At 64.0% G+C, this 12949-nt stretch carries 8 protein-coding genes and 2 pseudogenes; 5 read left to right on the forward strand and 5 right to left on the reverse strand.

Annotated features, from left to right (window positions below; all coding sequences use genetic code 11):
• Positions 1-458: 458 nt before the first annotated feature.
• Positions 459-1493: a methyltransferase gene (locus tag ACS5Q1_RS31705; protein WP_473101941.1), complete on the reverse strand. Its 1035-nt coding sequence runs from the start codon at positions 1491-1493 to the stop codon at positions 459-461.
• A gap of 69 nt (positions 1494-1562) precedes the next feature.
• On the opposite strand from ACS5Q1_RS31705, the pseudogene ACS5Q1_RS31710 reads away from it, so the two are divergent.
• Positions 1563-2358 (forward strand): annotated as a pseudogene (locus ACS5Q1_RS31710) (IS5 family transposase).
• A 67-nt stretch (positions 2359-2425) separates the two neighbouring features.
• On the opposite strand, the gene ACS5Q1_RS31715 reads toward ACS5Q1_RS31710, so the two are convergent.
• Positions 2426-3244 carry a transporter substrate-binding domain-containing protein gene (locus ACS5Q1_RS31715; protein WP_473101942.1) on the reverse strand — a complete coding sequence of 273 codons (819 nt, stop codon included), beginning with the start codon at positions 3242-3244 and terminating at the stop codon, positions 2426-2428.
• Positions 3245-3548: 304 nt separating this feature from the next.
• Here ACS5Q1_RS31715 and ACS5Q1_RS31720 point away from each other — a divergent pair.
• A pseudogene (locus ACS5Q1_RS31720) lies at positions 3549-5004 on the forward strand (IS1182 family transposase).
• A gap of 487 nt (positions 5005-5491) precedes the next feature.
• Here ACS5Q1_RS31720 and ACS5Q1_RS31725 read toward each other — a convergent pair.
• A complete protein-coding gene (locus ACS5Q1_RS31725) occupies positions 5492-6664 on the reverse strand; it encodes a GlxA family transcriptional regulator (protein ID WP_473101943.1) in 1173 nt (390 codons plus the stop codon).
• A 156-nt stretch (positions 6665-6820) separates the two neighbouring features.
• On the opposite strand from ACS5Q1_RS31725, the gene ACS5Q1_RS31730 reads away from it, so the two are divergent.
• Complete coding sequence (locus ACS5Q1_RS31730) at positions 6821-7669, forward strand: methyltransferase domain-containing protein (RefSeq protein ID WP_473101944.1); 849 nt, start codon at positions 6821-6823, stop codon at positions 7667-7669.
• Positions 7670-8035: 366 nt separating this feature from the next.
• Here ACS5Q1_RS31730 and ACS5Q1_RS31735 read toward each other — a convergent pair whose 3' ends face one another.
• Positions 8036-8992, reverse strand: a complete 957-nt coding sequence (locus ACS5Q1_RS31735; protein WP_473101945.1) for an AraC family transcriptional regulator — start codon at positions 8990-8992, stop codon at positions 8036-8038.
• 135 nt (positions 8993-9127) lie between these two features.
• Between ACS5Q1_RS31735 and ACS5Q1_RS31740 the strand changes: the two genes are divergently transcribed.
• Positions 9128-10834, forward strand: coding sequence for a tetratricopeptide repeat protein (locus tag ACS5Q1_RS31740; RefSeq protein WP_473101946.1), 1707 nt, complete (start codon positions 9128-9130; stop codon positions 10832-10834).
• A gap of 111 nt (positions 10835-10945) precedes the next feature.
• Positions 10946-11815, forward strand: a complete 870-nt coding sequence (locus ACS5Q1_RS31745; RefSeq protein ID WP_473101947.1) for an alpha/beta fold hydrolase — start codon at positions 10946-10948, stop codon at positions 11813-11815.
• A 247-nt stretch (positions 11816-12062) separates the two neighbouring features.
• On the opposite strand, the gene ACS5Q1_RS31750 is transcribed toward ACS5Q1_RS31745, so the two are convergent.
• Positions 12063-12668: a CarD family transcriptional regulator gene (locus ACS5Q1_RS31750; protein WP_473101949.1), complete on the reverse strand. Its 606-nt coding sequence runs from the start codon at positions 12666-12668 to the stop codon at positions 12063-12065.
• Between the last annotated feature and the right edge of the window lie 281 nt (positions 12669-12949).

Consider the following 12949-nt stretch of genomic DNA (forward strand, 5'->3'; position numbering starts at 1 on the left):
CAAATAGGCTGGGATCCCTGAACCGCCCCCTCCAAATCGACCGCATCTTGCCCGTGAGGTCAACACGCCGCCGGGATTGTTCTGTACACCAGCCGTTTGAGTCCGATTGGCCAAAGTCAGCCCGGGTCAAACTTTCACCTTCCGGACGCTCAACGAACGTCGGCTCTTGAGCGCGGAAGCGGACCAAGCGCTTACGTCTCAAGAGTGCCAGGAGCGGCCCTTCGTCGCCGCGACGAGCGGCCGTTTGCTATTCCAAGGCCGCATCCGGCGCTCTCGGCTCCTGCCTGAGATGGTTGACTTCAAAGAGGCGGCCGAAGCTTCGGCCGCCTCCTGCGCGAACGTGACTGCATCGCGCCAGCGAGCAAAAGCCTTCGGGGCGCCTTCCACCATCGCTAGGCTCCGTTTTCAAATCCACGGAGAGCTACATTGGAGAACGCTGACAGAGCGCCGAGGGTGGCTTAGGCGATCACGGCCTCAATCAAGCTGGCCGTCGGCCCCGCTCCAATGACACGCTCCAGGCGGAGACCAGCTGAGGTTAGAAGCGCTCGGAACCTTGCCTCGTCCCGCTCCCGCCCGCCAGGGGTCAAGACCAGCATCTGTAGATCGAGCAGTTTGCCCCAGGACGGCGCGTTGCCGGGCGGCAGGACGTGCTCGATCACGAGAAGCCGACTCTGCTCGCCCATCGCAGCGCGGCAGATACGCAGGATCGCGCTCGCGCGCTGGTCGTCCCAGTCATGCACAACCCGCTTGAGCAGGTAAAGGTCGCCCCCGGCCGGCACCCGCTCAAAGAAGTCGCCCGCTACCAACTCGCAGCGGTTCGCAAGCCCAGCTCCCTCGATCATCTCCCGCGCGGCCGCGATCACGTGCGGCAGGTCGAATAGGACACCGCGAGCATCAGGGTTCCGCGCCAGGATGGCCGCGAGCAGCGCACCCTGGCCGCCGCCGACATCAACAATCGTGCCGCTGGCGGGCCAGTCGTAGGCGGCGGTCACGGCAGCGGTCTCCTGGCCGGTCCGGCTTGTCATGGCCGCATCGAAGACTCGAGCCGCCTCGGGATGCTCGCCGAAGTAGCTGAACACGCGGCAGCCGAAGACGTGCTCGAACGCGGGCTGGCCAGTGCGCACGCTGTGAAGCAGATCGCCCCAGGCGCGCCAGTGCCAGTCCTCGCCCAGCATGATGGCGTAGGCGCGCAGCGAGCCTGGCGCGTTCGTCCGCAGGCCCTCGGCCAGAGGCGTCAAGCCGAAGCGACCTTCCGCGTCCTCTGCAAAGACGCCTAGGCTGGCCAGCGCCCGCAGGAGACGATGCAGCGTGCCCGCGTGCGTGCCCGTGGCCTCAGCCAGCGTGGCCGGAGACTTCGGCCCATCCTCAAGCAGGTCTGCGATCCCGAGCTTGGCCGCGACGTGGATGGCCTGCCCAGTCCAGGAGCCGCTGGCGATTTGGAGAAGCGTCATCGAGGCAGACGCAGCATTTGCACTTGAACTGTCGGGGTTCATTCTGCGCCTCCCTCGTGACAACCCGACCTTCTCGGGCCGCATTTAGCTGCCGAGCAAATGGAGCAGGCCATGTTACGTCACGCACTAACTGATTGCGAGTGGACCCGCCTTGAGCCGCTCCTGCCAAAGCGGCGCGCGGGCCGACCTCCGAAGAACCGCCGCACGATCATTGACGCCCTGCTCTGGTTGGCGAGGACTGGCGCACCATGGCGCGACCTGCCGGAGCGGTTTGGTCCCTGGCAGACTGTTGCCACCCGGTTTTACCGCTGGACTCGGTTCGGGCTGTGGGACTGCATTCTCGGCGAGCTGCGCAGGATGGCGGACGCCGGAGGTGGCATTGATTGGGAGGTACACATGATCGACGGCACGAACGTGCGGGCGCATCGTTGCGCTGCTGGGGTAAAAGGGGGCAGCATCGTCAAGCCCTCGGCCGCAGCCGTGGCGGGTTCGGCAGCAAGTTGCATCTGCACTGCGACCGCCGGGGCCGGCCAATGGCGGTTGTTTTGACGGCGGGCGAGCGGAACGAGCGGACCGCCCTGTCGGAACTGATGAGCCACGGTGCGGTGAAGCGAACAGGCTCTGGGCGGCCTAAACTTCGGCCGCGGAAGGTTGTGGGCGATCGGGGCTAACTGGGAAGCCATCGCGAGATTACCTCCGTGGCCGCGGGATCAGCGCCGTTGTCCCGCAGCTCAAGACCGAGAAGACGCCCCGGCTCATGGACTGGTGCTTGTATCGGGAGCGCAATGTCGTGGAGCGCTTGGTCGGCCGGCTGAAGGAGTACCGGCGGATTGCCACCCGCTACGACAAGCTAGCCGCAAGCTATCTCGCCTTCGTCCTCCTCGCCGCCATCCGAATGTGGATTTGAAAACAGAGGGTAGCAGGCGACAGCCCCCGGGTATCAAATCACACACATCCCGGGCGCCGCGGCGCGATCACTTCACGAATTGGTCGTAGATCCGGCCAAACTCCCCGCTGGCCTTGGCCAGATGAAGCCACTGATCGACAAAGGCCTTGAAGACGATGTCGCCCTGCGGCAGCAAATAGCCCATCTCACCGTACTGGAGTGGCTGGTCGGGATTGATGGCACACAAACCGGGGCGCAATTTCTCCTGCACCTTCGTCTCGATCGACTCTGCGATCATCAAGTCGGCCTTGCCTTGCAGGACTTGATCGAAGATCGTGACATTGTCGGGATAGACCTCGATCCTGGCCTGCTTGAGGTTTTGGCGCACGAAGCGCTCATTCGTGCCGCCCGGATTGACGATCACCGTCACCTCTGGCTTGTCGATGTCGGCCACCGACTGAAACTTGGCCTTATCGGCACAGCGGGCGATCGGAGCCTTGCCGTTGACGAGATAGGGCGCGCTGAAGAAGGCACGCTTCTGGCGCTCGAGGGTGACCGAGATGCCGCCCATGGCAATGTCGCACTTACCCGACGTGAAGTCAGCCATGAGGTCCGACCACTTGGTCTTCACAAAACGCGCCTCGACCCCGATGGCCTTGGCGAGCGACTTGGCCAACTCGATGTCGATGCCCTCGTAGGCGTCGGCATCGGTCTTGTGGAAAGTGAAAGGCTTGTAGTCGCCGGTGGTGCAGACCTGGAGGGAGCCGCGCTGCGTCACAGTATCGAGAGCGCTCCCTGTCCCGCCGGTTTGGGCATTGGCGGATAGTCCGACAAGAACGACGGCAACAGCACCTGCCAACGCGGAATGGGCGGCGCGACAGACGGCGGCGGGATACCTGACAATCATCGATGCTCCTCGGATCGGGTCGTTGTGCGATCAGACACTAAGGGCTATTCGCAAGGGTGGGCAAGTCGTGGCCCAAGCACTGCGCACCAAGGATATGGCCGCAGGGGGGCCTGATGTTTGCCGCGGTAGGGTCGATCCATTGGGCGATGACCGGCAGAGAGGCGTATCCTCATGTCCCTTTCCGGCATGTCGTTCCTGTGCAAGCCAGAAAACGAGACTCCTCCACTGCGAAGGGCGGCTTCGGGTCCAGCCTGTGTGAAAACGCTTTGACCTGCTAAGCTGATCGTGGTCGGCGGAGGTCGAGATGAAGCGTTTCGTAGAGGGTGAGGACCGTCGGCAGGCAACCCTGTTTCCTGACTGCCTGGATGACTATGTGACCGAAGACAATCCCGTTCGGATTGTTGAGGCATTCATCGACGAGTTGGACCTCGCGGTCTTGGGCTTTGCCGGCATCGTGCCGGAGGTGACGGGCCGCCCATCGTATCATCCTGCCACCTTGCTGAAGATCTATATCTACGGCTATCTCAACCGCATTCAGTCGAGCCGGAGGCTGGAACGCGAGACCCAGCGCAATCTTGAGCTGATGTGGCTGACCGGCCGGCTGACGCCCGACTTCAAGACCATCGCCGACTTCCGCCGCGACAACGGCCCGGCCATTCGTGCGGCGTATGCGCAGTTCGTCGTGCTGTGCCGCAAGCTCAACCTGTTCACCCGCGCGGTCGTTGCCATCGACGGCTCCAAGTTCAAGGCCGTCAACAATCGCGACAAGAATTTCACGGTCGCCAAGGTGGCCAAGCGCATGGAACAGGTCGAAGCCAGCATTACGCGCTACCTCGCCGCTCTGGATCGCGCCGACCGGCAGGACAATGATGTGGCCGAGGCCCGGACAAGCCGGCTCAAGGAGAAGATCAAGGGCCTGCGCCGGCAGATGCAGTCTTTGAAGGAGATGGAACAGCAGGTGGCGGCCGCGCCCGACCAGCAGATCTCTCTGACCGATCCCGATGCCCGGTCGATGGCCACCAGCGGCAAAGGCACCGGCATCGTCGGCTACAATGTGCAGATGGCGGTGGAGGCCGAGCATAATCTGATCGTGGCGCACGTGGTGACCAATGTCGGCAACGACCGGACCCAACTGCTGGCAATGGGGCAGCACGCTCGGGACGTAATGGCGTGTGAAGAGCTCACCGTGCTGGCCGATCGGGGCTATTTCAATGGCGAGGAGGTACTGGCCTGCGAGGACAGCGGTGTGCTGCCCTGCGTTCCTAAGACCCAGACCTCCGGCAACACCAACCGCGGCCTGTTCACCGGGCAGAACTACATCTACGATGCCGAGCATGACCGCTACACCTGCCCGGCAGGCCAACATTTGACGAAGGGTAAGGTGCGGTCAGACCGCCGGGACACCATCGATCATTACCGCAACCTGACCGCCTGTTCGACCTGCGCCCTCAAACCCCGCTGCACGCCTGACAAGCACAAGCGGGTGAAGCGCTGGCAGCACGAGGATGTGCTCGACCGCATGCAGGCTCGTCTCGAGCGCATGCCCGAGGCCATGCTCATTCGCCGGCAGACGGTGGAGCATCCATTCGGGACCATCAAGGCCTGGATGGGCAGCACGCACTTTCTGCAGCACGCACTTTCTGATGAAGACCCTGGAGAAGGTCAAAACCGAGATGAGCCTGCACGTGCTGGCCTACAACCTGAAGCGGATGATTACCATCCTGGGTGTTGGGCCGCTGCTAAGGGCTCTGGCAGCCTGAACCCCATCATCTACCCATGCGCGCTATCATGGCACTCGCAAAACAGCGATCAGCATCCATGTTCAGCAAGCGCGTTTCCACACGGCCTCGGTCAGGGACGGTCTTTAAGCGTGACCGTATAAGGGACCGCTTTCCTCTCCTCTTGCAGAAGTTCGGCTTAGGTCAGTCCCGTGCCATGTGTAGACAGCACCCCATGTGTAGACAGCACCCCATCGGCAACGACCTTGTAAGCGCTGATGCAAGGCCGGTCCGCGCGGCCATGTGTTCGACCTATGGGTGCGGTGCTCATGACCGCTGGCCAGAATGTCCAGGTCCAAGCGGGGTGTCCCGCTTCCCGAAGGGAGCAAGCCCGGGAACAAATCCTCTCTGGGCGGCGCACTCCCCGTGATCGCAGTTTTGCGCGCGGCGAGCCCTTCCTCACCCGCCTGATCGGCTGCGCGTGCCGATGACACGGATCACAGGGCTGAAGTACGCGCCGCAAGATGCGTCACGGTCGCGTTCTGGAACGTTCGGCGCCGGGAACACCGTCGAGGCGCACATGCGGCACCGGCGCGGGGCGGGCGAAGGCGCGCCGATACGCCGCCGGCGTCAGCGCCACGTGCCGACGGAACAGGCGCCGGAAGAAGGCCGGATCCTCGTAGCCCACCTCGGCCGCTATCGTGTCAACCGGTAGGGTCTCTGTCTCCAGCATCTGCTTTGCCTCTTCCACCCGAAGCGCATGCACGTAGTCCAGCGGCGGCAGCCCCGTCGCGGCGCGGAAACGGCGCTTGAAGCTCCGTTCCGGCAGACCAGAGTGCGCCACCATCCCGGCCACCGGGTGCGGCGCGCGGTAGTTCGCCGCGAGCCAGTCCTGCGCCGCGCGCACCGCTCGATCGCCGTGCTGCGCCGTGGCCGCCAGCGCCGCGAAAGGGAGCTGTCCCAGCTTGTCCCACCGCAGCATGTTCACTTTCGCCACCCGTCGCGCCGCATCCGACCCCAGGAAGCGATCGACCAGGTAAAGCACGAGGTCATGCCACGAGGCGCCGCCGCCCGCGGTGATGATCCTCGCCCCCGGTCCGCACGCCGTAAGTACCCGCGCTGGCTGCACCCGCACCGCCGGGTGGCGCTGCCGTAACCCGGCACAAAAGGCCCAGTGTGTGGTGGCCTCGCCGCCGTCGAGCAGACCCGCCTCAGCGAGCAGCAGCGCGCCCGAGCAGGCGGAGGCGACGAGCGCGCCTTCCGAGTGACAGTGCCGCAACCAGACGAGCACGGCGTCGGGGGCGCCGACCGCCCGGTCCGGTGGCGTCGCGAGCGCCGGAACGCAGATCACGTCGGGGATCACTCCCTCGGGCGGCGTGCAGGCCTTCAACGGCAGCGTACCGCCGAGCACCACTCCGTTCGCCACCGCGATCTCGCCGCCCTGTGGCGAGACAAGCCGGGCCTCGATCATTACCTGTGGGGCCGTGGCCTCGCCCGTCAGACGCTCGTACGATCGACCCGCGCCCGAGAGCACGTCGAGCATGCCGCAAGCCGTGGCAGCGGTGGTTGCGCCCGGCAGGACGAGGATCGCCACGCGCAGCGGCGCGGCGGCCGTGGCGGACGGCGACGCCGAGACGGACAGGGACGAAGACGCGACAGCGCGCGGCGCGGTCTCCGGCCAGACAACGGCAATGTCGGGCATGGCACGAACGCCTCGGTTACGGCCGATTGAGCCTGACCACTCGGCCGACAATGAGCGTAGAACTTCTTCTATGGTCCGCCAAGCTCAGGCCGACGGGCCCGTCGCACCCAACCCCGCGCGCCAGGTGACCTGGGGCGCAAGCAAGGACAGATCGCCATGACCTACCAGGCCCGCATCATCTCACCTGATCCTTACGGCCGCACCTTCCAGATGGATGTCGCGGCGCTCGAGGCCATCGCGGCGCGGCTCGAAGCCCGCAAGAAGCACCCACTCTTCCTGCGCATCCTTGATGACTACATGGATGCCCTCGTTCTGGCAGGGCCGGAAGCGATCCTCGACCTTGGCTGCGGCACGGGCGTCGCGGCACGGATGATTGCGCGCCGGCCGGAGCTGATCGGCCCGATCACCGCCGTTGACGTCAGCGAGGAATTGATCGCACGCGGCCGGTGCCTCGCCGAGGCGGAAGGCCTGGGCGACCGCATCGGCTTCCGCGTGGGCGACGCGCACCAGCTCGCCGGCTTCGCGGACGGGACGTTCGATGTGGTGGTGATGCACACTCTCGTCAGCCACGTCGCCGAGCCTGCCACGGTGCTGGCCGAAGCCCGCCGGCTGCTGCGGCCCGGCGGGCGGCTGGTAATCTTCGACGGCGACTACGCCTCGGCCACCTTCGCCACCGACGCGCCGGACGGCGGCGCAGCGACGGACCGCATCGTGCAGGATGCGCTGGTTGCTCATCCGCGCGTGATGCGCGCCATGCCGCGGCTGCTGGCCGAGTGCGGTCTCACCCTGCTGTGGTCGCGCGGCTGGCTCGCCATGGATATCGGCCACGCGGATTTCACGGCGCCCGGTCTACCCTCACTGCGGGTGCTGCTGCCGCGAGCAGGCGCGATGACGCAGGCCGAGGCTGACGCCTATGTAGATGACCTCGAGCGCGCCTCGGCCGAGAACCGCTTCTTCGGCGGCTATGCCTTTTACGCCTGCATCGCGACGCGGAAGGACAGTTGAGTTCCGACCTGCTCGACGACGGAACGAGAGGGGGCGTAGGCTGCCGCGCAGTCGCAAAAATCTCGCGCCCCTTCTGCATGAGAGCCGCTTGAGTTAGAGCCGCTTGAGTTGCGGACGCCGCAACCCGTCCACAGTCGGCCCTGAGTGCCGCTCAGCCCAATGTCCGCTCTCAGGTGAGTGGAGCGGGCGGCGAGAGTCAGCATCGGGTCAGGGACAGTCTTTAAGCATGGCCGTGTAAAGGTCCGCTTCACTCTCCTATTGCAGAAGTACGGCTAACGTCAGCCCCGTGCCAGAAGGGGCCGTTGCATTTTGGTCGGCTGAATGGCTCGCTCGAATCAACCGGACGCCTTACAGTTGCCAACCTCGTCACGCGGATTGCCGCTTGCGCCAGGTCACCGGCGGCATTCCGAAGGCGCGCCTGAAGGCCCGATTGAAAGCAGCTTCCGACTCGTAGCCGGTCTCGAAGGCGATGCGCGCGATCGGCTCGTGGGAGCCCTTCACGCGCTGGGCGGCGACCTGCATCCGCCAGTTCGCCAGGTAATGTATGGGCGGCTCGCCCATCAAGCTCGTGAAGCGCTCGGCGAAGGCGGAGCGGGACAATCCGACCTCCTGCGCGAGTTGCTCCGTGGTCCAGCGGTGGGTCCAGCGGCTATGGAGCAGGGCTAGGGCGCGCCCGACGATGGGATCGCGCAGGCCGGCCAGCCAGCCGCTGGTCTCGGGCGCAAGCGACGTCACAAACCGGCGGACGGCTTCCATGAACAGAAGCTCGGCGAGTTTGGCCAATACGACTGGCGACTCCACCCGGCCTTCGCCCAACTGGTGCGCAGCAAACCGGAACGAACTTTCGATCCAGTTACCGGGGGTCCCCTGCTCCACGCCGATCCTGAGCACTTTCGGCAGAAAGCTGACGATCGGCGCGTGTGGCGTATTGGTGCCGAGGAATCCGCACAGGATTTGCGTTCTTGCACCGCCGCCGCCATGCACGATGCGCGCCAATCCTCCGGCCGCTCCCGGCTGAATCAGGAAGTGTGCGTTGACCGGTCTGAGATTCGGAGCGCTCGCGAGGACGTGTTCGTCGTTGCGCGGCAGAAGGATGATCTCGCCGGCTTCGACGGGAGTGGGCGGGTAGCCCTCGACGGTCAGCAGCAGCCGCCCGGCGGTCACGTAGTGATAGCCGATCACCTGAGCCGGCTGCGGCATAAAGGGAATGCAGTCTTCCGGAGCAACTCGTGACGTTATGCACCAGGGCGCGGTGAACTCCGCGTCGAGGAAGACAGCTCCGGACAGCTGCATGGTCCTGCAGATCTCCAACAGCGCATCCATAGCGACCTCAATCCGGCGGATCGGGCAAAACAACCGGCGCGCCGATCATTCTCCTGGAACTTCTTCTGCATCATAACTTGGCGCCGAGACAGTTTGAAGGCGTCCGCCCAACGGCATGATAGAGAGGATGACACTATGTTTCGCAATGGTTTGAGGGCTGGCCTCCTTGCCACGACCCTTCTTACGGGCGCATCCGCGCATGCGCACGACACGGCGGTTCCGACGGAGTTGAAGCAGTTCGGCGGACTTCCTCATGCGGCTGCCACCGAATGGCCGGACTCGGCCGCGCCGCTTTGGGGCAATCTTGGCTCGCTCTCGTTCCCAGTCACGACCAAGAATGCTGATGTGCAGCGCTATTTCAACGAAGGCTTGGCGCTCGCCTACGGCTTCAATCATGCCGAAGCCCGGCGGAGCTTCCGGACAGCCCAGAGCCTCGATCGCAATTGCGCCATATGCTTCTGGGCCGAAGCGCTCGTGCTCGGGCCCAACATTAACGCTCCGATGGCCGCCTCTGCCGTGCAGCCGGCGCTTGAGGCGCTTGAGAAGGCCCAGGCCCGTGCGGCCGGCGCGAGCGCACGGGAGCAGGCGCTGATCGAGGCCCTGTCAGCGCGTTACTCCGCCGACCCAGCCGTGGATCGGGCCACCCTCGACCAAGCGTATGCACAGGCCATGCAAAAGGTGGCCGAGCGCTTTCCGGAGGATCTCGACATTGCTGTCCTCTACGCGGAAGCCTTGATGGACCTGTCGCCCTGGAACTACTGGGCCGATGGCGGCAAGACCGCAACGGGGCGGACTGGTGAGATCGTCAGCACGCTCGAGCGGGTGCTCGCCGCAAATCCGGAGCACATGGGCGCCATCCACCTGTACATTCATGCGGTGGAGGCGTCGAACCGTCCCGAGCGGGCCGAGCCCTATGCGGACAGGCTGGCCAAGCAGCAACTCGGCGCCGGACATTTGGTGCACATGCCGTCGCACATCTATTTCCGCCTCGGCCGTTACCGCGATGCGCTGCACATGAACAAGGCTGCCGTGGCGGCGGATGAAGCCTATCTGGCTCGGGTCCAGGCGGAAGGGATTTATCCCGGCGGCTATTACCCGCACAATATCCACTTCCTCCTTGTCTCCGCCCAGATGGCTGGCGATGGGCCGACCGCGATCGAGGCGGCGGAGAAGCTGGAGCGGACCGTGACGGTGGAATCCGCCCTCGCGATGCCGGCTTTCGTCCAGCCGATCAAGGCGGCGCCGCTCTTCGCCCATGCGCAGTTCAGCGAGCCCGACGTGGTGCTGGCGCTTCCGGCTCCAAGCGCGTCCCTGCCCTATGTGAAGGCCATGTGGCACTACGCGCGAGGGCTGGCGCTTTCGGCCAAGGGCGACATGAGCTCCGCCCAGCGCGAAGCCGACGCGATCGCGCAGCTGGTCGAAACGGCGGATTTCACGCCGCTGACGTCTGCTGGCGTTCCCGCGACGCAGGTGCTCAACCTGGCACGCCACATCGTCCTCGCCCGCAGGGCGCAAGCTTCCGGGGACCTTCAGGGCGCGATCAAGGAGTTCGAGGCCGCGGCCGCGATCGAGGGCAAGCTTCCCTACATGGAGCCGCCCTACTGGTACTATCCGGTTCAGCAGTCGCTCGGTGCAGTCCTGCTGCTGGCAGGCCAGACCGAGCGAGCTGCAGAGGTCTTCCGCGCCAGCCTTACTGCGGCGCCGAACAATGGTTGGGCCTGCTTTGGCCTGGCGCAGGTCTATAAGCGTCAGGGTGATGCTGATAAAGCCGCGGAACTGGAAGCCCGTCTCGACCGGACCTGGGCCGGTAAGCGTGAGCTTCTTGACCTGAGTCGACTTTGACTCGTGCCGATCATCTATGACTCCTCCGCAAGGGATCATAGGTGCGTTCAGCCAATATGCGGTCGAGACACCCGCGGAACACCCAAAGGCCACCAAAGACAGGAGAGACTGATGTCGCCTGCGACCAGCTCACTTGCCCGCCCAGAAGCGGGAGAAACGTTTGCTTCCACGATAAAGAAGGCCGTTCTGCCAAGCGGTGTCGTGTTGCCGTATCTCGACCCAAATCCCGCCGGCTCTACGCCCGTCATCTTGCTGCACGGGATCACAGATTCATGCGCGTCTTACAAAGCCGTGCTGGCGCATCTGCCGATGACAGTTCGCCCCATCGCGGTAACTCAGCGGGGACACGGGGACGCGAGTATCCCTGAAACCTACGCGATCGCGGATTTCGCGGCCGATCTCGCGAACTTCATGGACGTGCTTGATCTCGAACGAGCCGTCTTGGTGGGGCACTCCATGGGCTCGCTCATCGCCCAGCAATTCGCCATCGACCACCCCGAGCGCGTTATCAGCCTCGTTCTCATCGGAGCCTTCGCGGCGGTCGCCCGCAATCCCGCCTGTATCGACTTCGGTCGGACAGAGATCGCCTCACTTTCTGACCCCATCAGCCCTGCTTTCGTCCGCGAGTTCCAGGCAAGCACTCTGGCGCAACCGATCCCCGGCCCCATGATGGAAGAGGTTGTCGCCGAAAGCCTGAAGGTCCCTGCTCGCGTCTGGAAGGCTGCGTGGTCCGCTCTGCTTGAAACGGACATTACAGCCGATCTCTCGCGTATCAGAGCACCGACATTGATTGCTTGGGGGGACAAGGACAGTCTGGCTCTTCCGGCCGAGCAGCAGATCCTCCTCGGTTCCATCGCGAACGCCCGCCTCGAGATATTCGCTGGCGCGGGTCACGCGCCTCATTGGGAAGAGCCGGAGCGTTTCGCCGCGCTTGCCGCGGAATTCGCGACCGCGAATACACGCATCACATCAACGGCCTGATATTTCGGAGTACAAGCGATGGCAATGCTAGCGAGGTCCTGGGAGCACCCAAAATCCAGAAGCGGGCGATCCCCGGAGAGCCGTAGGAGACATCAGACATGCTTGAGGCAGAGTTGCAGCAGCTGCGCGATGACAACTCGGCGATTGCAACGCTGCTGCAAGAACTGGAGAACAACCTTGCACTGCCGCTCCCGCCGGAGCCGCCGTTCCAGGTCATGGCGGATGTGACGGCCCTGCAGGATCGGGTCTATGCTATGGCCCGCAGGGTCGGGAGCATGAAGCGTGAGATCCGCGACAGGATCCTGCAGCAGGCGCTCGCAGCCGACTTTTCGCCGCAAGGTGAGGACGTATCAGCAAAAATCAGGCGGGAGGTGTGAGTACGGGCCTCGGTCTCGGTTAACTGCCTCACCGCTGCAATCTCTTTCACCATGAAATCCAGGGCAGCCTCGAAGATCTGCCGTTCGCTGTAGGACGCCTCTTCCTGCTGCGGCCCGCGGTTCAGGTCCCGCAGAACCTCCGCGACGGCAGTCAACTGCCCAGTGCTGATGCGCTCTTGGTAGTCCGCCGCTCGGCGGTTCCACATGCCCCGCTTGGCGCGAGCCTTTCCGCTCAGGATCTCGAGTGCTTGGTTGGCGACGGCCGGCTCGGACAGCTTCCTCAAGCCACTGCTTTTCGCTTTTGCCAAGGGAATGCGAACTGTAACTTTTCCGACGTCGAGTGAAAGCACGAGGAGCTCAAGTTTGAACCCGGCAACTTCTTGCTCCTCGATTCCCGTGATCACCCCGAGGCCATGGCCGGGATACACGACCGTTTCACCGGCCTGGAAGCTCAGCGCAGTGTTCTTCGTGTTCATTCAGAAAAGATCCCCATGAGACACAGACTAAACTTCATCTGAGACGATCTGTGTCGCAGATGTCGAATTCACGACGCTCGCTTGCGGAGCGTAGGTGGTCAGAACTCGATATTTTCTGTGGGATTCCCGCATGTCGGATGCCTACCCTCGCGGTGCAAGAGGGCTCATTCAACGATGCTTAATGCTCGCTATGCCAAGTCTATTGCGGCGCAGTCTCATCACCAGCAATTCGAGGCCGATACCTCAACGCAACTATAAGATAATAAAATGTCTTGGTTAAC

This window comes from Microvirga sp. GN3 (assembly GCF_055792825.1).

What these genes read in the sequence shown, in the direction of transcription:
- ACS5Q1_RS31740 (WP_473101946.1), top strand. Translation starts at nt 9,128, where the DNA reads ATGTTTCGCAATGGTTTGAGGGCTGGCCTCCTTGCCACGACCCTTCTT.
- ACS5Q1_RS31730 (WP_473101944.1), top strand. Translation starts at nt 6,821, where the DNA reads ATGACCTACCAGGCCCGCATCATCTCACCTGATCCTTACGGCCGCACC.
- ACS5Q1_RS31715 (WP_473101942.1), bottom strand. Translation starts at nt 3,244, where the DNA reads ATGATTGTCAGGTATCCCGCCGCCGTCTGTCGCGCCGCCCATTCCGCG.
- ACS5Q1_RS31750 (WP_473101949.1), bottom strand. Translation starts at nt 12,668, where the DNA reads ATGAACACGAAGAACACTGCGCTGAGCTTCCAGGCCGGTGAAACGGTC.
- ACS5Q1_RS31725 (WP_473101943.1), bottom strand. Translation starts at nt 6,664, where the DNA reads ATGCCCGACATTGCCGTTGTCTGGCCGGAGACCGCGCCGCGCGCTGTC.
- ACS5Q1_RS31735 (WP_473101945.1), bottom strand. Translation starts at nt 8,992, where the DNA reads ATGGATGCGCTGTTGGAGATCTGCAGGACCATGCAGCTGTCCGGAGCT.
- ACS5Q1_RS31705 (WP_473101941.1), bottom strand. Translation starts at nt 1,493, where the DNA reads ATGAACCCCGACAGTTCAAGTGCAAATGCTGCGTCTGCCTCGATGACG.
- ACS5Q1_RS31745 (WP_473101947.1), top strand. Translation starts at nt 10,946, where the DNA reads ATGTCGCCTGCGACCAGCTCACTTGCCCGCCCAGAAGCGGGAGAAACG.